Consider the following 22,279-nt stretch of genomic DNA (forward strand, 5'->3'; position numbering starts at 1 on the left):
GCCGGGTCTGCTTGCCTTAGAGCTTGGCGATGGACACCTCGGTGGATTTGACGAAGGCGATGACTTCGCTGCCAACCCCCAGCTCCAACTCGCGGACCGAGCGGGTGGTGATTACCGAAGTGACGATGCCCGCGGCGGTCTGCGCGTCGATTTCCGAGAGCACGTCGCCGTGGACGATTTCCTTGATGGTGCCTTTGAACTGGTTACGTACGTTGATGGCCTTGATGGTCATGAGATTACTCCTGGGTATGTTTAAAGTGCCCAACGCAATTGCGTGGGCAAGGGGGTGATGGGTTCGGGGCGTTCGGCGAGCGCAGGGCGTTGCAGCACGCGGTCCAGGACCTGGGCTTCCAGCGCGGCGAGCGCGGCCGAGCCACGATTGCGTGGGCGCGGCAACTGCACATTGAGGTCCAGGCCAATAGCGCCGTCCTCGATAAGAATCACCCGGTCGGCCACCGCCACCGCTTCGGCGACATCGTGGGTCACCAGCAGCACTGTGAAGCCGTGCTGCAGCCAGAGCCGTTCGATCAGGTGCTGCATCTCGATGCGGGTCAGCGCATCCAGCGCGCCCAGTGGCTCGTCCAGCAGCAACAGCCGTGGCTGATGAATCAGGGCGCGGGCCAGTGCTACACGCTGCTTCTGTCCACCGGACAGCGCCGCCGGCCACTCGTGGGCGCGTTCGGCCAGGCCGACTTCGGCCAGCGCCTGCTGGGCCCGTGGTCGCCAGTCTCCGGAAAGGCCCAGGCCGACGTTGTCGATCACGCGCTTCCAGGGCAGCAGGCGTGCGTCCTGGAACATCAGCCGCACCTCGTCGCGGTATTCCGCCAGGCGTACACCGGCACTGCGTACCTCGCCGCGGCTTGGCTGGTCCAGCCCGGCCAGCAGGCGCAGCAGCGTGCTCTTGCCGCAACCGCTGCGGCCCGCCACGGCGACAAACTGGCCAGCGGGGATCTGGAGATCGATGCCCTTGAGCACTTCGCGTTGGGCGAATGACTTGCCGACGCCTTCGATGGCCAGCGGCACACCGCTAGCGGGTACGTTCCCTGGGATGCCGTGCAGGACGGTCATTGCGCACCTGCCTTGGCCTGATAGGCCGGGTGCCAGCGCAACCACAGTCGTTCCAGCCCGCGGGCGGCCACGTCAGCCAGCTTGCCGAGCACGGCGTAAAGCAGGATCGCCACGACCACCACATCGGTCTGCAGGAACTCCCGCGCATTCATCGCCAGATAGCCGATGCCCGCACTGGCCGAGATGGTCTCGGCGACGATCAATGTGAGCCACATAAAACCGAGGGCAAAACGTACTCCGACCAGAATCGACGGCAGTGCGCCGGGCAGGATCACCTGGCGAAACAGGGAGAAGCCTGAAAGCCCATAGCTGCGCGCCATCTCCACCAGCGCCGGGTCGACGTTGCGGATGCCGTGGTAGGTGTTCAGGTAGATCGGGAACAGGGTGCCGAGTGCGACCAGGAAGATCTTTGCGCTCTCGTCAATGCCGAACCAGAGGATCACCAGCGGGATCAGCGCCAGGTGCGGCACATTGCGGATCATCTGCACCGAGCTGTCCAGCAGGCGCTCGCCCCAGTTCGACAGCCCGGTGATAAAGCCCAGCAGCAGGCCGATACCACCGCCGATGGCGAAGCCGACGCCGGCGCGCCAACCGCTGATGGCCAGGTGGCTCCATATTTCGCCGCTGCGCAGCAGTTCCCAGCCGGCATCGATTACTGCGCTGGGCGCCGGCAGGATGCGCGTGGACAGCAGTCCGAAGGCCACCGCGCCCTGCCAGGCCAGCAGCAGCGCCACCGGCAAGGCCCAGGGCGCCAGGCGCAGGGCCAGGTGTTTGATCGTGATGTTCATGCCCTACCTCGAATCATCGTCTGGTCTACCGGACAGAGCACCAATCGGTGCCTGCCTTCCTCGATAAGTGGCCACATCCCTGTGGCCTCGTGCGCTCCTGCGTTTACGCGCGTTCCATGCGCAACCCGACCTTCCAGCCCGTCCGTAGGGTGGAAAACTCGCGCAGCGATTTTCCACGCGTACTGGGCATCGACTCCATGTCAGTCCCGGCGCTTCTGCGCGTGGATGGCTTCGGCCATCCACCCTACCCGGATGTTCCACGTGGAGCGTCAGCCGGCGGCGGCCGCCTTCGGCAGGATGTCGCTGGAGATGATTTCGCCGAAGGGGCTGACATAACCGAGGCCTTCCGGGCGCTTCTGCTGGGCCAGGTCCAGGTACGGGAACAGCAGCTCGGCCACGCGGTAGCTCTCTTCCAGATGTGGGTAGCCGGAGAAAATGAAGGTATCGATGCCGAGGTCGGCGTATTCCTTGACCCGTGCCGCCACCGTCGGACCATCGCCCACCAAGGCTGTGCCGGCACCGCCGCGCACCAGGCCGACGCCAGCCCAGAGGTTGGGCGCAACCACCAGTCGGTCACGATGGCCGCCATGCAGTGCGGCCATGCGCTGCTGGCCCACCGAGTCGAAGCGAGCCAGCGAGGCCTGTGCCTTGGCGATGGTTTCGTCGTCCAGATGACTGATCAGCCGGTCGGCAGCGGCCCAGGCCTCTTCGTTGGTTTCCCGCACGATCACGTGCAGGCGGATGCCGAAGCGCACCGTGCGCCCTTGCTTGGCGGCGCGGGCGCGCACGTCGGCAATCTTCTCGGCCACCGCTTCCAGCGGCTCGCCCCAGGTCAGGTACAGCTCGACCTGCTCGGCCGCCAGCTCGTGGGCAGCTTCCGAGGAACCGCCGAAGTACAGCGGCGGGAACAGCAGCTTGGCGCCCTTGACCTGGATGTGCTTGCCGGCGTAATCCACCGTCTCGCCCTCCAGCACGCGGCGCCAGATGCGGGTGAATTCGACGGCGGCTTCGTAGCGTTCGGCATGGCTCAGATTGAGGCCGTCGGCCGCCAGTTCGTCCGGGTCGCCGCCGGTGACCAGGTTGAACAGCGCGCGACCGTTGGACAGCCGGTCCAGCGTCGCCGCCTGGCGCGCCGCCACGGTGGGCGAGATGATGCCCGGACGCAGGGCGACGAGGAATTTCAGCTGCTGCGTCAGCGGGATCAGCGAGGCGGCCACCAGCCAGGAGTCCTCGCAGGAACGGCCGGTGGGGATCAGCACGCCGCCGAAACCGAGGCGGTCGGCGGCCTGGGCGATCTGCGTGAGGTAGCCATGGTCGACGGCGCGGGTACCTTCGGCGGTGCCCAGGTATTTGCCATCGCCATGGGTGGGCAGGAACCAGAAGATGTTCAGACTCATGAATCGTGACTCTGTATACGGGTTGGCGCGGCAGCCGGATGCGCCGCGCCGGAATGGGCGGATGCGCTTATTCTGGGTATTGGGCGATGGTCTTCGGCGGCGTCCAGATCACATCGCTGATGGCGAGCTTCTTCGGGATCAGCCGCAGCGCGGCAAAGGTGTCGGCGATTTCCTGCTGCGCCCGCACCACGGCAGGGGTGATCGGTTTGGCGCCGTAGCCCTGGCGGATCACCGCCTTGCGCGTGATCTCGCTGGACAGCCCCAGCAGCGGTGCGACCTGCGCCGTGGCGTCTTCGACGTTGTTTTCCACCCAGTGACCGATATCGCGAATCTCGTCGATCAGCGTGCTGATCACTTTCGGGTGGTCTTCGGCGAAGGGCCGAGCCGCCAGATAGAACTGGTGGTTGCTGACCAGCCCCTGGCCGTCACGCAGGGTGCGGGCTTGCAGCTGTTCCTCGGCGGCGGCCTGGAAGGGGTCCCAGATCACCCAGGCATCCACGCTGCCGCGCTCGAAAGCAGCACGCGCATCGGACGGCGGCAGATAGATCGGTCGGATGTTTCCGTACTTCAGACCCACCGATTCCAGCGCGCGCACCAGCAGGTAGTGCACGTTGGAGCCCTTGTTCAGGGCGATCTTCTTGCCCTTGAGTTCGCTGAGCGAGCGAATGGGTGAATCCTTCGGCACCAGAATCGCCTCGCCGGAAGGCGCGGGCGGCTCATGAGCCACGTAGAGCAGATCGGCGGCAGCGGCTTGGGCGAATACCGGTGGCGTCTCGCCGGTCACGCCGAAGTCGATGGAGCCGACGTTAAGCCCTTCGAGCAGTTGCGGGCCGCCGGGAAACTCGGTCCAGCGCACCTCGAAGCCCTGCTTGGCGAGCTGGGTCTCCAGCGTGCCGCGGGCCTTGAGCAGCACCAGCGTGCCGTATTTCTGGTAGCCGATACGCAGGACCTTGTCCTGCTTGGATTGAGCCTGTACCTGGGTGATGGCGCCGAAGGAAATGGCCGCGGCAAGCAGGGCGACCAGTCCTCGACGCAAGGTGTTCGTGCGCATGGCACTCTCCTTGTAGTTCGAGTTGGATTTACGACCTGCCTGCCCGTTGACGGGCAAGTAAGGCGGGGTGGCGGCAAGTGCCGCTGGGTGTTGCGTCGGTTGCTAGATGCTCCAGCGTGCGCTGGTCAGACGTTCATGCAGCAGTCGCGGATCGAGCGGTTGCGGGCGGCGCGCCAGTGCGGCGTGCAGCTGTTGCAGGGATTCTTCCAGGCGTTCGGTCAGTTCCGGCGCCAGGCTGGCTGCATGGCCCGCTTCGGCGTAACGGATCTGGGCGTCGACGGCGTACACGCCGTGCAACATCTCCTGGGCCTTGAGCGCAGTCAGTACCGGCTTGAGTGCGTAATCCACCGCCAGCATGTGCGCCACGCTGCCGCCCGAAGCCATGGGCAGTACCACCTTGTGCGCCAGCGCGCGCTCGGGCAGCAGGTCCAGCAGGGTCTTCAGCGCGCCGGAGAAGGACGCCTTGTACACCGGCGTGGCGATCAGCAAACCATCGGCCGCCTGGACGTGCTCGATGAAACGCTGCACCAGCGGACTGTCGAAGCGCCCATGCAGCAGGTCCTCGGCATCGAAGTCGCGCACGCCGTAGCGCACCACCTCGATGCCTCGCCGCTGCAGCCAGTCACCGGCCACATCCAGCAGCACGCCGGAACGCGAGCGCTGGCTGGGGCTACCGGCAAGAGAAACGACCAACATGGGCGCCGTCCTTCTGTTTGCTTAACGGTTGGGCTGCGGAGTCAGGCGCAGGTAGGGCTTGAGCGCGCGATAGCCCTGGGGAAAGCGCTGCTTGACCTCTTCCTCGTCCTTGAGCGAAGGCACGATGACCACTTCATCGCCGTCCTGCCAGTTGGCCGGGGTAGCGACCTTGTGGTTGTCGGTCAGCTGCAGCGAATCGATCACCCGCAGGATCTCGTTGAAGTTGCGGCCGGTGCTCGCCGGGTAGGTGATGGTCAGGCGCACCTTCTTGTTCGGGTCGATGACGAACAGCGAACGCACGGTCAGGGTGTCGTTGGCATTGGGATGGATCAGGTCGTACAGCTCGGACACCTTGCGGTCGGCATCGGCCAGGATCGGGAAGTTGACCTGGGTGTTCTGCGTCTCGTTGATATCGTCGATCCACCTGATGTGCGAGTCCACCGGGTCGACCGACAACGCAATGGCCTTGACGCCGCGCTTGGCGAACTCGTCCTTCAGCTTGGCGGTGAAGCCCAGTTCGGTGGTGCAGACGGGAGTGAAGTCCGCCGGGTGGGAGAACAGCACGCCCCAGCTGTCGCCAAGCCATTCGTGGAAACGAATGCGGCCTTCGCTGGAATCCTGTTCGAAGTCGGGGGCGATGTCGCCGAGGCGGATGCTCATGGGGTGATGCTCCTTGGATGAGAGGGGACGGCGCTCACTATGTGCAGAAATTATGTGGATGAAAAAGAATATATAACGATTAATTTATTACCTTTTGATCTATATGGCGGCGGCACGCTACGGTCTGCGGATATGGGCAGCTTTCGCGAGAGGAAAAAGGCGGCTTGTGCCGGTTGGAGGTCATTATCCCAACCAGGCGGACTCTGTCTGGCTTCGGCAGGCGTGCGTCAGCACCGGGGGGCGGCTTTCAGCGTCTTACTGAAAGCCGGCAGCACGGCCATGCCTTGGGCATGGCCGATTGGTTCAGAAAGGTTTGACCGTCATCAGCCCGTAAGCGGCAACAAGCAAGAGCACCTGCACCATTACGGCAACGACGGCAGCAGCTTTCTGCCCAGCGATCAGCGCTTTACGGCTGCGGACGCCAGCGATGCCATGGCCGATGACTGCGGCGAGGCCCAGCCAGGGAAACAGCATCGTCATCCAGGAGCCTTGCAGCAGCCCGAGCAGCAGGCCGGTGACGCCGACCAGACCGGTTGTTGCCATGGCACCGATGTAGCACAGCCGCTGGGGGCGCCCCAGAGTCGCGACCGTGCGCGGTGCGAGCAGCACCATGGCGGCCCAGCCGAGCGTCAGCAGCAGGGATAGCAGGGCCAGCCCCTGGTGGCTGTGATTGAACATCGTGTACATGGCGCGTCCCTCGTCTTCGATCAGAGCGCGCCACTATATCCGTGACGTCGGTCGCCGTCCGCCAAAGGTCAGTCGCGAGCGTTACGAATTCCTTCGGCCAGCTGCCGGCAATGTTCAAGAACGCCGTTAATGGCTTCCTCGGAACTACCGGCCTTGGCGATATGCTCGATCAATGCCGAGCCAACCACCACACCGTCGGCGAGGCGGGCAATGGCTGCAGCCTGTTCCGGGGTGCGGATGCCAAAACCGATGGAAACCGGCAGGTCGGTGTGGCGCTTGAGTCTCGCCACGGCTTCTTCCACGTGCTCCAGGGTGGCGGAGCCGGCACCGGTCACGCCAGCCACCGAGACGTAGTAGACGAAGCCCGAGCTGTTGTTCAGCACCACCGGCAGGCGCGCATCGTCGGTGGTCGGCGTGGTCAGGCGGATAAAGTCGATGCCCACGGCCTGGGCCGGGTCGCAGAGGTCTTCGTTGTGCTCGGGCGGCAGGTCGACGACGATCAGGCCGTCGACGCCGGCTTGCACCGCCTCGCTGATAAAGCGCTCCACCCCCATGGTGTGAATGGGGTTGAAGTAACCCATCAGTACGATGGGCGTGGTCTGGTTGTCCTGGCGGAATTCGCGAACCATCTGCAGGGTTTTCGCCAGGTCCTGCTTGGCCGCCAGCGCGCGGATATTGGCCAGCTGGATCGCCGGCCCGTCGGCCATCGGGTCGGTGAAGGGCATGCCCAGTTCGATCACGTCGGCGCCGGCGTCCGGCAGGCCCTTGAGGATCGCCAGGGAGGTGGCGTAGTCCGGGTCGCCGGCGGTGGTGAAGGTCACCAGGGCGGCGCGGTTCTGTTGTTTCAGCTCGGCGAAGCGCGTCTGCAGGCGGCTCATATGTGTTCTTCCTGTTCGTCGAAGTGGTGCATCACGGTCTGCATGTCCTTGTCGCCACGACCGGACAGGTTGACCACCATCAGATGATCCTTGGACAGCGTCGGCGCACGCTTGAAGGCTTCGGCCAGCGCATGGGAGGACTCCAGCGCCGGGATGATGCCTTCCAGGCGGCAGCAGTCGTGGAAGGCCTGCAGCGCTTCGTTATCGGTGATGGGCACGTATTCGACACGCTTGATGTCGTGCAACCAGGCGTGTTCCGGGCCGACGCCGGGGTAGTCGAGGCCGGCGGAAATGGAATGGGCGTCGGTGATCTGGCCGTCCTCGTCCTGCAGCAGGAAGGTGCGGTTGCCGTGCAGCACGCCCGGTGCTCCGCCAGCCATGCTGGCAGCGTGCTTACCGCTGTCGAGGCCGTGGCCGGCGGCCTCGACGCCGATGATCTTCACGCTGGCGTCGTCGAGGAAGGGGTGGAACAGGCCGATGGCGTTGGAACCCCCGCCGATGCAGGCCACCAGCGAATCGGGCAGGCGGCCTTCCTTCTGCATGATCTGCTCGCGCACTTCGTTGCCGATCACCGACTGGAAGTCGCGGACCATGGCCGGGTAAGGGTGCGGGCCGGCAGCGGTGCCGATCAGGTAGAAGGTGCTGTCGACGTTGGTTACCCAGTCGCGCAGCGCTTCGTTCATCGCATCCTTCAGCGTGCCGGTGCCGGCGGTTACCGGAATCACCTCGGCGCCCAAGAGCTTCATGCGGAAAACGTTGGCCTGCTGGCGCTCGATGTCGGTGGTGCCCATGTAGACCACGCACTTCAGGCCGAAGCGCGCCGCTACGGTGGCAGTGGCGACCCCGTGCATGCCAGCGCCGGTCTCGGCGATGATGCGCTGCTTGCCCATGCGTTTGGCCAGCAGGATCTGGCCGATGCAGTTGTTGATCTTGTGCGCGCCGGTGTGATTGAGGTCTTCGCGCTTGAGGAAGATCTTCGCCCCGCCGCAGTGCTCGGTCAGCCGCTCGGCGAAATACAGCGGGCTGGCGCGGCCGATGTAGTCGCGCTGGAAGTAGGCCAGCTCTTCGAGGAAGGCCGGGTCGTTCTTGGCCTTTTCGTACTCGGCGGCCAGCGAATGAATCAGCGGCATCAGGGTTTCGGCGACGTACTGGCCGCCGAACGAGCCGAACAGGCCGCGGGCGTCGGGGCCATTGCGGTATGAAGTCATGGTGATCTCCTGGGAATGCGCTTTGTAGGAGCGAGCTTGCTCGCGAATGACCGCCACGCATGGGCCATCGGTTCGTGGGCATGGCCTGCTCCTACACGATGAATGCACCCTAACCGGATGCGGCGTAGAAAAAAAGCGATATGATCGCCGCAATACGTCAGGAAAACTCACGCATGAATGCCAGTCTGCCTCCCTTGAATGCGCTGCGCGCTTTCGAGTCTGTCGCCCGTCTGGGCAGTCTGAAACAGGCGGCTGCCGAGCTACATGTCACCCATGGTGCCATCAGTCGCCAGCTAAAAAGTCTGGAGGATGCGCTGGGCGTTGCGTTGCTGGAAAAAGAAGGGCGCGGCGTAAAACTCACCGATTCTGGCATGCGCCTGCGTGACGCCGCTGTCGAGGCGTTCGAGCGCCTGCGCAGCACTTGCGCCGAGTTGCAGCGACAGACCGCCGAGGCGCCGTTCGTGTTGGGCTGTCCGGGCAGTCTGCTGGCGCGATGGTTTATTCCGCGTCTGGACCGGCTCAACCGCGAACTGCCCGACCTGCGCCTGCAGCTGTCAGCCAGTGAGGGCGAGTTGGATCCCCGTCGTGCCGGGCTGGATGCCACGCTGTGGTATGCCGAGCCGCCATGGCCGGAGGATATGCGGGTGTTCGAACTGGCCGTGGAAAGCGTCGGCCCGGTGCTGAGTCCGTATCACCCGAACGCTGAAGCGTGGCGTGGTTCGGCGCCCGCCGCACTGCTGGGCGAGCCGCTGCTGCACACGGCGTCGCGCCCGCAGGCCTGGCCGAGCTGGGCGCGAGGCAAGGGGCTGGAGCCTTCGGAGCTGCAGCTGGGGCAGGGTTTCGAGCACCTGTACTTTCTGCTGGAAGCAGCGCTGGCCGGGCTGGGTGTAGCCATTGCCCCGCAACAGCTGGTCGCCGATGACCTGGCGGCGGGCCGCCTGCTGGCGCCATGGGGGTTCGTCGAAACTCCGGCGCGGCTGGCGTTATGGGTACCGGCACGTCGTGTAGATCGACGCGCGGAGCGTTTGGCTGAGTGGTTGCGGGTAGAAGTGGGTGGGCAATAAGCAGAAGGCCAGCCGGGTGGCTGGCCTTCCTTTAAGCGTCTTGAAGCTTAAAGCAGGGGCAGGCTGTAGCTGACAATCAGACGGTTTTCGTCCTGGTCGGAAGTATTGGTCACATTGCTGCGAATGCTGGCGTTGCGCCAGGAGAAGCCCAGACCCTTGAAGGTGCCTTCCTGCAGCACATAGTCGAGGCGGAAGTCGCGTTCCCACTCCTTGCGATCACCCTGGGCGCTGTCGATATTGTCGCCCGACAGGTACACCACCGAGGCCTTCAGGCCCGGCATGCCCAGTTTGGCGAAGTCATAGCCGTAACCGGCCAGCCAGGTGCGCTCGCCAGCATTGAGGAACTTGCCGATCTGGCGGTCGGTGATCAGGTAGGCGGTGGAGCCGTCACCCTGATTGAGGAACGGGAAGGCGCTGTCGCCTTCAACCTGCTGGTAGCCGGCGCTCAGCTCGTGGCCGCTGTGGCTGTAGGTGAACAGGGCGCTCCAGGTTTGGTTGTCGACTTCGCCGGTAGTAACGCCACCGCCGTAGTAGCCGCTGCTGCGGTAGCCTTCGGCACGACCGGATGCGCTGCCGTTCTTGCCGTCGGCGTCGCTGTGGAAGTAGCGCAGGTCGGTTTTCAGGTTGCCGCCGCCAAGGGCATAGTTATGCACCAGGCCGAGGAAGTGCTGCTTGTAGAACTCTTCCAGGTTGCCGTAGTAGTACTGCGCGGTCAGGTCCTTGGTGAGCTTGTAGTCGCCACCGGCGAAGTAGAACTTGTTGGTGTCGGCCAGCGGGCTGCCTACCGGGGTGCCGCTGGGACGCGCTGCGCCAGCGATGCGTAGGCTGATGTCATCAGTGGAACTACGAGTCTTGGTGTGCTCCAGCTGGCCGGCGGTCAACGTCAGGCCGTCGATTTCCTTGGAGGTAATCTGGCCACCCTCGAACAGTTGCGGCAGTAGGCGTCCGTCGTTGTAGGTCACCACCGGCAGCTTGGGTAGCAGGGTACCCACACGCAGTTCGGTCTTGGAAATACGTGCCTTGGCAGTTACGCCGGCCTTGCTGTAGTCGTTAACTGCGCTGCCGTCGCTTTCCAGCGGGAACAGTGCGCCGGGAGTGCGCTCCTGGCCATCCTTGTCAGCGCGATTGCGCGGTTTACGGGTGATAGACATGGCAGCTCTCGATAACAACGTGCCAGCCACGCATGCGGCGCCCTGCTGTCCCTCTTTCTCGCCACCGGTCTGCTTGGCGCTCCACTTGTGGAGGCGGCCACGCAGCTGCGTATCGGCTACCAGAAATCTTCCACGCTGATCAGCCTGCTCAAGGCCAAAGGCACCCTGGAAAGCGCGCTGGCGCCACACGACGTGAAAATCAGCTGGCACGAATTTCCCAATGGCCAGCCTCTGCTCGAAGCGCTGAATGTTGGCAATATCGATCTGTCCGCCGACGTCGCCGACACTGTACCGGTGTTCGCCCAGGCTGCCGGCGCCAGGCTGGCCTATTTCGCCACCGAGGCGCCTTCGCCGACTGCGCAGGCGATCATCGTCCACCAGGATTCGCCGCTCTCCAGCGTCGCCGAACTCAAAGGCAAAAAGGTCGCCGTGACCCGCGCGGCGGGCAATCACTATCTGCTGCTCAGCGCACTGGCCGATGCCGGGCTGAAGTTCAGCGATATCGATGCCGCCTACCTTGCACCGGCTGACGGTCGTGCCGCCTTCGAGAACCGCAAGGTGGATGCCTGGGTCGCCTGGGAACCCTTTCTCAGCAGCGCCCAGCAGCAATTGCCGACGCGCACGCTCGCCGATGGCACCGGTCTGGCCGATTACCAGCGCTATTACCTGACCAGCGCCGCGTTCGCCGAGGCGCATCCGCAGGTGCTGCAAAGCGTATTCAACGAGCTGGTAAAAGCGGGTGAGTGGCTGCGCACCCATCCCCGCGAAGCCGCCGAGCAGCTCGGTCCGCTGTGGGGCAACCTGGCGCCGCAGATCGTCGAGCAGGCCAATCAGCGTCGCAGCTATGACGTTCGAGCCGTGAAGCCTGAAAGCCTGGTCGAGCAGCAGAAGATCGCCGACGCCTTCTTCAACGAGGGGCTGCTGCCCAAGCGCATCGACGCCAGCGACGTGGTGCTGTGGAAGCCGGAGACGGCCCAATGACCGCAGTAGAGCGTCTGGCGACCCTGGCCGGGAAACCGCTGTTCGAGCCGCGTTCGGCAGTCGTAGGGCGCTCTAAAGCTGACCTGACAGCCGCTTAGGACGCCGCATCCTCGAAGCGATCCACCCTACGCAGGCTCTTGAACGCCAGCATCCAGCCGCCGGTGACGCCCAAGGTACACAGGCCGCCGATCACCGCGGCCGGAACGGTGCCGAACCAGGCGGCACTGGTGCCGGCGCGGAATTCGCCCAGCTCGTTGGATGAGCCGATAAACAGCATGTTCACCGCGTTGACCCGCCCGCGCATGGCATCCGGGGTGGAGAACTGGACCAGCGATGAGCGGATGTACACGCTCACCATGTCCGCGCCACCGGCCACGAACAGCGCCGCGAACGACAGCCAGAACAGGCTGGACAGGGCGAACACCAGGTTGGCCACGCCGAAGATCGCCACCGCGATAAACATGGTCATGCCCACCCGGCGGTTGAATGGCCGGGTACTCAGGTAGAAGCCCACCATCACTTCGCCGAGCGCCATGGCGCTGCGCAGCGCGCCGAGGCCGGTGGGACCGACTTCCAGTACTTCCTGGGCATAGATCGGCAGCAGCGCGATGACGCCGCCGAGCAGCACGGCAAACAGGTCCAGCGAGATGGTGCCGAGGATAATCGGCCGTGAGCGGATAAAGTGAATCCCGGCGGTAAAGCGCTGCCAGGCCGTGGCCTCCAGGGCCTGCATCTTTTCCGCATAAAGTACCGGCACCCGCCGCAGCAGCAGGATGCCGGCGAGGAAGAACAGCAGACAGGCGGCGTAGGTCAGCCCGCCGCCGCCCAGCGCATACAGGCCGCCGCCGAATACCGGCCCGGCGATGGTCGAGCCGCGCACGATCATGCTGTTGGCGGCAATCGCGGCGGCCAGCTTGTCCCGCGGCACGATCTGCGGCAGCAGGCTCGACAGCGCCGGCCCGGTGAACGCCCGAGCGCAGCCGTAAAACACCAGCACAATGTAGAAACTGGTGACCTCTCCGCCACTCACTGAAAGCCATAGCAATGCTGCCGCGCAGGCCGCTTCCAGCGCCCAGCTAAGGCTCAGGATGCGCTTGCGGTCGTAGCGGTCGATCAGATCGCCCGCCGGCATCAGCAGCAACAGCATGGGGATGAACTGGGCCAGGCCGACGTAGGCCAGCGACAGCGGATCGCGGGTCATGTCGTACACCTGCCAGGCCACCACCACGGCCAGAATCTGCACCGCGAACATGGCCAGCACGCGGCTTACCAGAAATGGCAGAAAGCCCGGCTGGCGGTAGACGGACGCGGGTACTGCGGAAGTGTTGGACGTAGACATGACGAATTTCCAGGCAGCCGCCCTGGTGAAAAGGCGAAGGCGGGGCAATCTACTGGAGTGGCCCGCTATCAGACAAATGCTGACCGAAGGTAAAGCGTTTCGTCATATCCGGTGGCATGTACACGGCGTTTACGGGTCTATTCCTGATAGCGAGACCGCTAACATTGATCAATTCTTGATTGAACAGGACCCCGACATGAAGTTTGCACTCAACCCACTCCCGCTGGCGCTGATGGCAGGACTGCTGTTCAGCGTCGGCGCCCATGCCAATTCCCCGCTTGAACAACAGGTGCGCGCAGACGCCGCGGCGATCGAATCGAAGCTGATCGAATGGCGCCGCGACATCCACCAGCATCCGGAGCTCGGCGAGCAGGAAACCCGCACCGCGAAACTGGTGGCTGATCACCTGCGGTCGCTGGGCCTGGAAGTCAAAACCGGCATCGCCCGCACCGGCGTCGTCGGTATTCTCAAAGGTGCCAAGCCTGGGCGCACCGTCGCCCTGCGCGCCGATATGGATGCCTTGCCGGTCAAGGAACCGGCCGGTCTGCCATTCGCCTCCCAGGCCAAGGGCACCTATCACGGCACCGAGGTGGATGTGATGCATGCCTGCGGCCATGACGCGCACACCGCCATGCTGATGGCCACCGCGGAGGTGCTTGCCGGGCTGAAGGATCAGCTCGAAGGCACGGTCATGTTCATCTTCCAGCCGGCCGAGGAAGGCTCCAGCCTGGTTCAGCCCGGCCCTGGCGCCAGCTGGGGTGCCAAGAAGATGTTGGAGGAGGGGCTGTTCGAAACCCTCAAACCCGACGCGATTTTCGCCATGCACGTGATGCCGGGACCGTCCGGGCAGATCAGCTGGCGTACCGGCTCCACCACTGCAGCCAGCGACATGCTGAATATTCGCATCACCGGCAGTCAGGGCCATGGCGGCATGCCCTGGAACACGGTCGACCCCATCGTCACTTCGGCCCAGGTGATCGGCGGCATCCAGACCGTGGTCAGCCGCAAGGCCAACCTGCCGGTATCGCCGGCGGTGGTCACCATCGGCACCATCAATGGCGGCAGCGGGCCGAACATCGTTCCGGAGTCCGTGGAAATGACCGGCACCATTCGCACCTACGACGAAGGCGTGCGCAACCAGGTGCGCGACGACCTGAAACTCAGCGCGACGAAGATTGCTGAAAGTACGGGCGCCAGCGCCGATGTTTCGATCGAGCCGATGTACAGCACCACGGTGAACGACGCCGAACTCGTCGAGCGTATGGCGCCCGCGCTGGAGCGCGCCGCCGACGGCAAGGTGGCGGTCGCCGAACTGCCAGGCGCGGCGGAGGACTTTTCGTTCTTCGCCCAGCAGGTGCCGGGCCTCTACGTGTTCCTCGGCATCACGCCGGAAGGCCAGGACCCGGCCAAGGCAGCGCCGAACCACAATCCCGAGTTCTTCGTCGACGAGGCGGCGCTGGTGGTGGGGACGCGGGCCATGGCGACCATGGTGGTCGATTACCTTTCGAGCGCCAACTGATCGCCGGATAACGCACGCCAGGCTGAGCCTGGCGTGCCCCTCACTCGCTCTTCACCTGATGCTGCAGACTCGCCTGGGTGATGTTGCTGCCCGGCGGGATGCTGCGCGTCAGCCAGACATTGCCGCCGATGGTGGAACCCTGGCCGATGGTGATGCGGCCGAGGATGGTCGCGCCGGCATAGATCACCACGTCGTCCTCGACGATGGGGTGGCGTGCGCGGCCCTTGTGCAACTGGCCGGTTTCATCGGCGGTGAAGCGTTTGGCGCCGAGGGTTACGGCCTGGTAGATGCGCACCCGGTTGCCGATGATCGCCGTCTCGCCGATGACCACACCGGTGCCGTGGTCGATAAAAAAGCTGTGGCCGATCTGCGCACCGGGGTGGATGTCGATGCCGGTGGCCGAATGGGCGATTTCCGAGCCGATCCGCGCCAGCAGCGGCAGGCCGGCGCTGTACAAGTGATGGGCCAGGCGGTGGTGAATCACCGCAAGAATGCCGGGGTAGCACAGCAGCACTTCGTCGACGCTGCGTGCCGCCGGATCGCCGGCATAGGCGGCGGTGACGTCGCTGTCCAGCAGCCGGCGAATCTGTGGCAGGGCCGCAGCGAAGTCGCGGACGATACGCACGGCATCGGCATCACTGCCGTCTTCAGGTTCGCCGCGCTGCCGGGCGGCATAGCGCAGCTCCAGCCGCACCTGGCCGAGCAGGCTGTTCAATGCATTGTTCAGAGTATGGCCGACGTAGAAGTCTTCGCTTTCAAGGCTGAGGTTGCTCGGCCCCAGGCGCATGGGAAACAGCGCGCCGCTCAGTTCGGAGAAGATGCATTCCAGCGCCTGCCGTGACGGCAGTTCACGGCTGCCCAGGTCGCGTGCACGGCCGGTATTGGCGCGCCATTCGGTACGCGCGGCGCGCAACTCGCCAACGATCTGCTCCAGTTGCCAGCTCACCGGCTCGGAGGCGCCGGTTTTACTGCATTCATCTCGACCTTGGGGCTGGCCGTCGAGCTTGTCGGACATGGGAACTCCTTGGAAAAGGCCGTCTGCAGGTACCGGCGCGCAAGCCATACGAAGGAAAAAGCGCTTCGGCCCGGCCTGCCTCGGCAACATGGTCGTAGCGCAGTTTAGCAACGCCAAGCCCAGGCATTCGATACCTGGGCGCGGCGCAAGGGCAAATGATCGTGCGCGTCAGAGGCTGTCTAGCGCCTGCACGAAATCCGCGACGATGTCGTCGCCATCCTCTATCCCCACCGACACCCGAATGGTGCCGTCATAAATGGCCAACTCGCTCAGTACGTCGTGGGACAGCATGCGGTGCGAGGTTTTCCCCGGGTGGGTGATGCTGCTGGCGACACCGGCCAGCGATGGCGCAAACACGGTGTGCTTGAGCCTGCGGATAAGCTGATCGACTTCGGTCAGGCCGCCATGGAGGGTGAAGGCGAGCATCCCCGAGCAACCTTTGGCGAAGAGCCGCTGGGCCAGCTCATGATCCGGGTGCGAGGGCAGGCCGGGGTAGTGCACGGCGGCCACGCGCGGGTGCGCCTGCAGCGCTTCGGCCAGTTGCTGGGCGTTGGCCGAGTGCGCGCGCATGCGCAGGGCCAGGGTCTTGGCGCCGCGGAAGGTCAGCCAGGCTTCGAAGGGGCTGGCGCTGCCGCCAGCGTTGGTCTGGAAGCGCCGCGCCTGGGCCACCCATTCGGCATCGCCGACGAGGATGCCGCCGGTGGCGTCGCTATGACCGTTGAGGTATTTGGTGGTGCTGTGCAGCACCAGGTCGGCGCCGTCGGCCAGTGGCTGGTAGAGCGCCGGCGAGAGGAAGGTGTTGTCCACCAGCAGCTTGACCCCGCGGGCCCGGTCCAGTTTGGCCAGGGCGGGAACATCGCTGACTCGCACCAGCGGGTTGGACGCGGTTTCGGTGTAGATCAACCGCGTAGCCGGGGTAATCGCCGCTTCCACCGCCGCCAGGTCGCCAATATCCACCAGCGTGGAACCGATGCCGAAGCGGCTCAGCTCCTTCTCGATCAGGCTTTGCGTGGTGCCGTACAGCTCGCGGCTGGCCACCAGGTGATCGCCGGCGCTCAGGCGCCCGAGCAGCGCCGCGCTGATGGCGGCCATGCCGGAGGCGGAGAACAACGCCGCCTCGCCGCCTTCCAGGTCGCGGATCAAGGCTTCCAGCGCGGCAGAGTTGGGATTGCCCAGGCGGGTGTACATATAGTTGTCGGGATTGCCGGCGAGGTAGTCATCCACCTGCTCCAGCGAGTCGTAGACGAACACCGAGCTTTCGTAGATCGGCAGGCTCTTGGGTCGCGTGACCATCTTGTGGTCGATGGCATTGCCGCTATGAACGGCACGGGTGGAAACCCCTGGGCGGGAGGCTGACATGCTGGACCCCTGTGAGTTGATGAGCGCGGCTGCAAGGCGAGCGCTGCCGCCACGCGAAACTATCAGAAGGCCGGGAGTACGGCACCCGAGTACTTCTGCTCGATGAAGGCCTTCACCTCCGGGCTGGTCAAGGCTTCGGCCAGTTTCTTGATCGCGGCGCTATCGCGGTTGTCCGGCCGCGCGACCAGATAATTGACGTAGGGCGAATCGCTGCCTTCTATGACCAGCGCATCCTCTTTGGGAGGGTCGACACTTGCCGACCCCTGATTCAAACGATTTCAGCGCGGCAGCCGATCACCCGGTTGCAGCAGCGGAACTTCCACCCGCACCGTGTCCGGATACTTGATGCCGGCCCCGGTATTAAGGATCACCACGCGACCAACCTTCATCAATCACCGCAAACTATCGAAAATCCTCACGGTTGTGAGGATTCATAGCCATTGGATGAGGCCACAATGGCAAATCCTTACGATCATGAGGATTTACTTGCTTAAACAGTATCTGCATGGCAAATTCCTCACGATCATGAGGATTAGCCATGCAAGTCACTCTTAAAAATGCCTCCGAGCTGGGCAGCCTCGTTCGCCTCGCCCGCAAGGCCCAGAACATCCGCCAGGACGATGCCGCAGGCAGCATCGGGGTTAGTGAAAACTTTCTCGGCAAGGTTGAGCGCGGCAGCGAGAGTGTGCAGTGGGGCAAGCTGTTCCAAGTGCTCGACGGTCTCGGTCTGCGCTTGATCGTTGACCTGCCGGACGAGGTGCATGCTCTGCCGGATGAGCGCGACGTATGAAGCGCGAATTGCAAGCCTGGATTGGCCAGCGCCTGGTCGGGCACCTGTACGATGACAACGGCATTTGGAGCTTCCGCTATGCCGACGACTGGGACGAGTACGATCTTTGTCCCACGCTTGCACGACAGAACCGACTGGTGGTGGACGGCAGTAGCCAGCGTCCGGTGCAGTGGTATTTCGACAACCTGCTGCCCGAGGAAGGCCAGCGCCAGCTGCTGGCCGGCGATGCCCGCCTGGATGCCAACGATGCCTTTGCCCTGCTGGCCCATTACGGCGCCGAGTCTGCCGGCTCGCTGACCCTGCTGCCACCCGGGCAGCGCCAGCCGCAAGGCGGTCTGCATCCGCTGGGCGACGCCGACCTGTCGCGCCGCATCGAGGCCATGCCGCGCCTGCCGCTGACCCATGAGGCGCACAAGCGCATGTCTCTGGCCGGTGCCCAGCACAAGCTGGCCGTGGTGCTCGATCAGGGCGCGCTATACGAACCGCTAGGCGCCTGGCCTTCCACCCATATCCTCAAGCCGGATCATCCTGAGCAGGACTTTGCCCATTCGGTGATCAACGAGTGGTTCACCATGCGTCTCGCCGCTCGCGTCGGCCTGGCCGTGCCCGCGGTCAGCCGCCGCTACGTGCCGCAACCGGTGTACCTGATCGAGCGTTTCGACCGACAGCAACAGGGCGCGACCTGGCAACGCCTGCATAGCATCGACGCCTGCCAGATGCTGGGCCTGGACCGGAACTTCAAATATCAGGCCGGCAGCATCGAACGTCTGGTGGAATTGCTGCGTCTCACCACCTCATCCGCCGTTGCCCGGACGAGGCTGTTTGGCTGGCTGGTATTCAACGTGCTGGTCGGCAATACCGATGCTCACCTGAAGAACCTGAGCTTTCTGGTGACCGGGCGCGGGCAGCAACTGGCGCCTTTCTACGACCTGCTCTGCACGGCCGTCTATGAAACTCGCGCCTTCGACCAGCAGCGCTGGCCGCATGCGACGACACTGGCCTGGCCGATCCTCGGCGAAGCACACCTGGCCCGTATCGACCGTCAGCGCCTGCTGGATGCTGCCGAAGCTCTCGGGATCAAACGCTCATCGGCCGATTCGCAACTGGAGCGGATACGCGGGCGCATCGTCGAGCAAGCGGATGTGCTGCTGGCAGAAGCGGAACGGGAGAATGTCGAACTGGCCGCGGAGCGCCCGGAGCTGCGCGCCACCTTTGCCGGAGAAATGCGTTGCCTGCGGGCGATTCGGGCTCTGGTGGTGGAGCAGGCGCAGCGCCTCGAATCCTGAGTTGCCATTGAGTCAGCCAGCCCTTGGCAAGGTGGCGGCGCCGGAAGTTCATCAGCCGGAACATGAAGAAGAGCATGCCCCTGCGCTAGCGTGGGCACGCTCAATCGCCAGCAAGCTGGCGCCTGCAGAAGCGCGCCAGGAACCTAGCGCGCGTGAGTCCAGCGGCTGTAGAGCCAGCGCGCAGCGGCGTCGAGCAGGAAGCCCAGTACACCGATCAGCAGCACCATGGCCCTCAGTTCGGAGTAGGCCAGGCGGTCGCGGGTGTCGAGGATGTAATAGCCCAGGCCCGCGCTGACGCCGAGCATTTCGCAGGGCACCAGCACGATCCAGAGGATGCCGATGGCCAGGCGCACGCCGGTCAGCACATGCCCCAGCACGCCGGGCACGATGACCCGGCTCAGGGTTTCCCAGCGCGTGGCGCTGAGGCTGCGGGTCAGTTGCAGCCAGCGCGGGTCGAGCTGCTTCACCCCCGAGGATCCACCATCGACCCCGCAGGGCGTCGGTGGTGGAAGTAAAAGGCGACTTCCACCCTACGAGTCGGCCTCCATCCTCCACCAGACAGAGCCTCAACCAATGTCTAGCCGATCCTCCTCCGTCATACCCGGCTTCGGGCTGACGCTGGGTTACACCCTGGTGTACCTCAGCCTGTTAGTGCTGATTCCCCTGGGTGCGCTGTTTCTCAAGACCACCGAGCTGACCTGGGACCAGTTCATCTCCATCATCAGCGCGCCGCGCGTGCTGGCGGCGCTCAAGCTCAGCTTCGGCACCGCCTTTGTCGCGGCGGTGCTCAACGGCATTATCGGCACCCTGCTGGCATGGGTGCTGGTGCGCTACACCTTCCCCGGCCGCAAGGTCATCGAGGCGATGATTGATCTGCCGTTCGCGCTGTCGACCGCCGTCGCCGGCATCGCCCTGACCGCGCTCTACGCCCCCAATGGCCTGGTCGGCCAATGGGCCACGGCGATGGGTTTCAAGATCGCCTACAGCCCGCTGGGCATCACCTTGGCGCTGACCTTCGTCACCCTGCCGTTCGTGGTGCGTACGCTGCAGCCGGTGCTGGCCGACATTCCCCGCGAAGTCGAAGAGGCCGCGGCCTGCCTGGGTGCCCGCCCGCTGCAGGTGCGCGCCACGTACTGCTGCCGGCGCTGCTGCCGGCCTGGCTGACCGGCTTTGCGTTGGCCTTCGCCCGCGGTGTCGGCGAGTACGGCTCGGTGATCTTCATTGCCGGCAACATGCCGATGAAAACCGAGATCCTGCCGCTGCTGATCATGGTCAAGCTGGACCAGTACGACTATGCCGGCGCCACGGCCATCGGCGTGCTGATGCTGGTGGTGTCCTTCATCCTGCTGCTGCTGATCAATCTGCTGCAGCGCCGCATCTCGCACCCTTGAGGAGGTCGTCATGTCTTCTATATCGCTGACCGCGACGGCCAGCACCTCCGCCAATGCCGCGCGTCGCGGCAACGCCCTCGGGCGCCGGTTGCTGATCATTTCCGCCTGGCTGGTGTTCGCGCTGTTCCTGCTGCTGCCGCTGGTGATTGTCGTCAGTGAGGCGCTGAAGCTCGGTTTCGGCACCTTCTTCGAAGCCATCTTCGAGCCCGACGCCATCGCCGCGCTGAAACTGACGCTGATCGCCGTGGGCATCTCGGTGCCGCTCAATCTGGTATTTGGGGTCGCCGCCGCCTGGTGCGTAAGCAAGTACGAGTTTCGCGGCAAGAGCATCCTGGTCACGCTGATCGACCTGCCATTCTCGGTGTCGCCAGTGATCGCCGGCCTGATCTACGTCCTGCTGTTCGGGGCCCAGGGCTACTTCGGTGAATGGCTAAGCGATCGCGACATCCAGATCATCTTTGCCGTGCCGGGCATTGTGTTGGCCACACTGTTCGTCACCGTACCCTTTGTCGCCCGTGAACTGATCCCGCTGATGCAGGAGCAGGGCACCACGGAGGAGGAGGCTGCGCGGCTGCTCGGCGCCAGTGGCTGGCAGATGTTTTGGCACATCACTCTGCCGAACATCAAATGGGGCCTGGTCTATGGCGTGGTGCTCTGTACTGCGCGGGCGATGGGGGAATTCGGCGCGGTGTCGGTGGTGTCCGGGCATATCCGCGGGCTGACCAACACCCTGCCGCTGCACGTCGAGATTCTCTACAACGAATACAACCATGTCGCCGCGTTCAGCGTGGCCAGCCTGCTGCTGGCGTTGGCGCTGGTGATCCTGCTGCTCAAGCAGTGGAGCGAGTCGCGTATCAACCGCCTGAAGGCCACCGCCGAGGAATGATTCATGTCGATCGAGATTAGCAACGTCAACAAGCGCTTCGGCCAGTTCCAGGCACTGAATAACATTAACCTCAACATCCAGAGCGGAGAGCTGGTGGCGCTGCTCGGCCCGTCCGGCTGCGGCAAGACCAGCCTGCTGCGCATCATCGCCGGTCTGGAAACGCCGGACACCGGCAGCATCGTGTTCCACGGCGAGGATGTGTCGAGCCACGACGTGCGCGACCGCAACGTCGGCTTCGTCTTCCAGCACTACGCACTGTTCCGCCACATGACGGTGTTCGACAACGTTGCCTTCGGCCTGCGCATGAAGCCCCGAAAGCAGCGTCCGAGCGAAGCAGTGATTGCGCAAAAGGTTCATGAATTGCTGGGTCTGGTGCAATTGGATTGGCTCGCCGACCGCTACCCCGAGCAGCTCTCTGGCGGTCAGCGTCAGCGTATCGCTCTGGCCCGTGCGCTGGCGGTGGAACCCAAGGTATTGCTGCTGGATGAGCCCTTCGGCGCGCTGGACGCCAAGGTGCGCAAGGAGCTGCGCCGTTGGCTGGCGCGGCTGCACGAGGATGTGCATCTGACCAGCGTGTTCGTCACCCACGACCAGGAAGAGGCGATGGAAGTGGCCGACCGCATCGTGGTGATGAACAAGGGCGTGATCGAGCAGATCGGCACGCCGGCGGAGGTCTACCAGAACCCGGCCAGCGACTTCGTCTACCACTTCTTGGGCGATGCCAACCGCCTGCAACTGGACGGCGAGCGTTCGGTGCTGTTCCGTCCGCACGAGGTGGTGCTGAGCCGGGTGCTGGTACCCGAGTATCAGGTGGGTGAGGTGCGCGATATCCGGCCGCTGGGTGCGACCACGCGCGTTACCTTGCGCGTCGCCAACCAGGCGGAGCCAATCGAGGTGGAAGTCGCCAACGACCACGCCAGCCTGCAAGGCACCCATCGTGGTGAGACGCTGTATTTTCGTCCATTGGAGCAGCACGCGCGTGCGCTGGGCTGAGTTTCTGCCCAGCGGACCCAACCCAAGGTGAACCATCGGCGCTGATCGGCTACCCAACCTCTTACACCTGTC

Annotated in this window: 20 protein-coding genes and 4 pseudogenes; 8 read left to right on the plus strand and 16 right to left on the minus strand. The window is 64.4% G+C overall.

The window, feature by feature from the left end:
• Positions 1 to 16: 16 nt before the first annotated feature.
• The 10 genes from BN1079_RS12760 to trpB form a co-directional block, all read right to left on the minus strand.
• Complete coding sequence (locus tag BN1079_RS12760) at positions 17 to 232, minus strand: TOBE domain-containing protein (protein ID WP_037024925.1); 216 nt, start codon at positions 230 to 232, stop codon at positions 17 to 19.
• A gap of 20 nt (positions 233 to 252) precedes the next feature.
• On the minus strand, positions 253 to 1,068 hold the full coding sequence (gene ssuB / locus BN1079_RS12765) for an aliphatic sulfonates ABC transporter ATP-binding protein (RefSeq protein ID WP_037024926.1): 816 nt from the start codon (positions 1,066 to 1,068) through the stop codon (positions 253 to 255).
• Positions 1,065 to 1,856, minus strand: coding sequence for an aliphatic sulfonate ABC transporter permease SsuC (gene ssuC / locus BN1079_RS12770; RefSeq protein WP_037024929.1), 792 nt, complete (start codon positions 1,854 to 1,856; stop codon positions 1,065 to 1,067). The genes ssuB and ssuC overlap by 4 nt, the downstream gene beginning before the upstream one ends.
• A gap of 269 nt (positions 1,857 to 2,125) precedes the next feature.
• Positions 2,126 to 3,253, minus strand: a complete 1,128-nt coding sequence (ssuD, locus tag BN1079_RS12775; RefSeq protein WP_037024932.1) for an FMNH2-dependent alkanesulfonate monooxygenase — start codon at positions 3,251 to 3,253, stop codon at positions 2,126 to 2,128.
• Between the two features lie 67 nt (positions 3,254 to 3,320).
• Positions 3,321 to 4,304 (minus strand): sulfonate ABC transporter substrate-binding protein, encoded by a 984-nt coding sequence (locus BN1079_RS12780; protein WP_037024937.1) that lies wholly within the window; start codon positions 4,302 to 4,304, stop codon positions 3,321 to 3,323.
• Positions 4,305 to 4,406: 102 nt separating this feature from the next.
• Entirely contained in the window at positions 4,407 to 5,000 is a 594-nt protein-coding gene (gene ssuE, locus BN1079_RS12785) for an NADPH-dependent FMN reductase (protein WP_037024941.1), read from the minus strand.
• 21 nt (positions 5,001 to 5,021) lie between these two features.
• Positions 5,022 to 5,660 (minus strand): peroxiredoxin, encoded by a 639-nt coding sequence (locus BN1079_RS12790; RefSeq protein ID WP_037024942.1) that lies wholly within the window; start codon positions 5,658 to 5,660, stop codon positions 5,022 to 5,024.
• A 303-nt stretch (positions 5,661 to 5,963) separates the two neighbouring features.
• Positions 5,964 to 6,347 (minus strand): hypothetical protein, encoded by a 384-nt coding sequence (locus tag BN1079_RS12795; RefSeq protein WP_052114479.1) that lies wholly within the window; start codon positions 6,345 to 6,347, stop codon positions 5,964 to 5,966.
• Positions 6,348 to 6,415: 68 nt separating this feature from the next.
• Positions 6,416 to 7,225 (minus strand): tryptophan synthase subunit alpha, encoded by an 810-nt coding sequence (trpA, locus tag BN1079_RS12800; protein WP_037024943.1) that lies wholly within the window; start codon positions 7,223 to 7,225, stop codon positions 6,416 to 6,418.
• Positions 7,222 to 8,433 carry a tryptophan synthase subunit beta gene (gene trpB, locus BN1079_RS12805; RefSeq protein ID WP_037026934.1) on the minus strand — a complete coding sequence of 404 codons (1,212 nt, stop codon included), beginning with the start codon at positions 8,431 to 8,433 and terminating at the stop codon, positions 7,222 to 7,224. The genes trpA and trpB overlap by 4 nt, the downstream gene beginning before the upstream one ends.
• A gap of 173 nt (positions 8,434 to 8,606) precedes the next feature.
• Here trpB and BN1079_RS12810 point away from each other — a divergent pair, with 173 nt between their 5' ends.
• The gene (locus tag BN1079_RS12810; RefSeq protein WP_037024944.1) at positions 8,607 to 9,497 is read left to right on the plus strand and encodes a LysR family transcriptional regulator; all 891 of its coding nucleotides are present in this window, start codon (positions 8,607 to 8,609) and stop codon (positions 9,495 to 9,497) included.
• A gap of 47 nt (positions 9,498 to 9,544) precedes the next feature.
• Here BN1079_RS12810 and BN1079_RS12815 read toward each other — a convergent pair.
• Positions 9,545 to 10,618, minus strand: a pseudogene (locus tag BN1079_RS12815) (OprD family outer membrane porin); the annotation flags it as partial.
• Positions 10,619 to 10,690: 72 nt separating this feature from the next.
• Here BN1079_RS12815 and BN1079_RS12820 point away from each other — a divergent pair.
• Positions 10,691 to 11,629, plus strand: a complete 939-nt coding sequence (locus BN1079_RS12820; protein WP_037024945.1) for an aliphatic sulfonate ABC transporter substrate-binding protein — start codon at positions 10,691 to 10,693, stop codon at positions 11,627 to 11,629.
• 94 nt (positions 11,630 to 11,723) lie between these two features.
• Here BN1079_RS12820 and BN1079_RS12825 read toward each other — a convergent pair whose 3' ends face one another.
• Positions 11,724 to 12,968, minus strand: a complete 1,245-nt coding sequence (locus BN1079_RS12825; RefSeq protein WP_037024947.1) for an MFS transporter — start codon at positions 12,966 to 12,968, stop codon at positions 11,724 to 11,726.
• A gap of 196 nt (positions 12,969 to 13,164) precedes the next feature.
• Here BN1079_RS12825 and BN1079_RS12830 point away from each other — a divergent pair, with 196 nt between their 5' ends.
• A complete protein-coding gene (locus BN1079_RS12830) occupies positions 13,165 to 14,487 on the plus strand; it encodes an amidohydrolase (RefSeq protein ID WP_081950832.1) in 1,323 nt (440 codons plus the stop codon).
• A 40-nt stretch (positions 14,488 to 14,527) separates the two neighbouring features.
• Here the strand turns inward: BN1079_RS12830 and epsC are convergent, their stop codons facing one another.
• The 3 genes and pseudogenes from epsC to BN1079_RS12845 form a co-directional block, all read right to left on the minus strand.
• On the minus strand, positions 14,528 to 15,502 hold the full coding sequence (gene epsC, locus BN1079_RS12835) for a serine O-acetyltransferase EpsC (RefSeq protein WP_052114480.1): 975 nt from the start codon (positions 15,500 to 15,502) through the stop codon (positions 14,528 to 14,530).
• A gap of 168 nt (positions 15,503 to 15,670) precedes the next feature.
• Entirely contained in the window at positions 15,671 to 16,861 is a 1,191-nt protein-coding gene (locus tag BN1079_RS12840; protein WP_037024949.1) for a trans-sulfuration enzyme family protein, read from the minus strand.
• Positions 16,862 to 16,923: 62 nt separating this feature from the next.
• Positions 16,924 to 17,103, minus strand: a pseudogene (locus BN1079_RS12845) (MetQ/NlpA family ABC transporter substrate-binding protein); the annotation flags it as partial.
• Between the two features lie 296 nt (positions 17,104 to 17,399).
• Here BN1079_RS12845 and BN1079_RS12850 point away from each other — a divergent pair.
• Both BN1079_RS12850 and BN1079_RS12855 read left to right on the plus strand, forming a co-directional pair.
• Positions 17,400 to 17,651, plus strand: coding sequence for a helix-turn-helix domain-containing protein (locus tag BN1079_RS12850; RefSeq protein WP_037024953.1), 252 nt, complete (start codon positions 17,400 to 17,402; stop codon positions 17,649 to 17,651).
• Positions 17,648 to 18,937, plus strand: coding sequence for a HipA domain-containing protein (locus tag BN1079_RS12855; RefSeq protein WP_037024954.1), 1,290 nt, complete (start codon positions 17,648 to 17,650; stop codon positions 18,935 to 18,937). Before BN1079_RS12850 ends, BN1079_RS12855 begins: the two co-directional genes overlap by 4 nt.
• Before the next feature lie 143 nt (positions 18,938 to 19,080).
• Here the strand turns inward: BN1079_RS12855 and BN1079_RS12860 are convergent.
• Positions 19,081 to 19,413, minus strand: a pseudogene (locus BN1079_RS12860) (ABC transporter permease); the annotation flags it as partial.
• Positions 19,414 to 19,510: 97 nt separating this feature from the next.
• On the opposite strand from BN1079_RS12860, the pseudogene cysT reads away from it, so the two are divergent.
• The 3 genes and pseudogenes from cysT to BN1079_RS12875 all read left to right on the plus strand — a co-directional run bounded on the left by cysT (position 19,511) and on the right by BN1079_RS12875 (position 22,207).
• Positions 19,511 to 20,328, plus strand: a pseudogene (gene cysT, locus BN1079_RS12865) (sulfate ABC transporter permease subunit CysT).
• 10 nt (positions 20,329 to 20,338) lie between these two features.
• Complete coding sequence (cysW, locus tag BN1079_RS12870; RefSeq protein ID WP_037024956.1) at positions 20,339 to 21,214, plus strand: sulfate ABC transporter permease subunit CysW; 876 nt, start codon at positions 20,339 to 20,341, stop codon at positions 21,212 to 21,214.
• Between the two features lie 3 nt (positions 21,215 to 21,217).
• Positions 21,218 to 22,207: a sulfate/molybdate ABC transporter ATP-binding protein gene (locus BN1079_RS12875; protein ID WP_037024958.1), complete on the plus strand. Its 990-nt coding sequence runs from the start codon at positions 21,218 to 21,220 to the stop codon at positions 22,205 to 22,207.
• The last annotated feature ends 72 nt before the right edge of the window (positions 22,208 to 22,279 follow it).

Origin of the sequence: Pseudomonas saudiphocaensis (genome assembly GCF_000756775.1) — a bacterium.
In the GTDB taxonomy this organism is placed as follows: Bacteria; Pseudomonadota; Gammaproteobacteria; order Pseudomonadales; family Pseudomonadaceae; genus Stutzerimonas; species Stutzerimonas saudiphocaensis.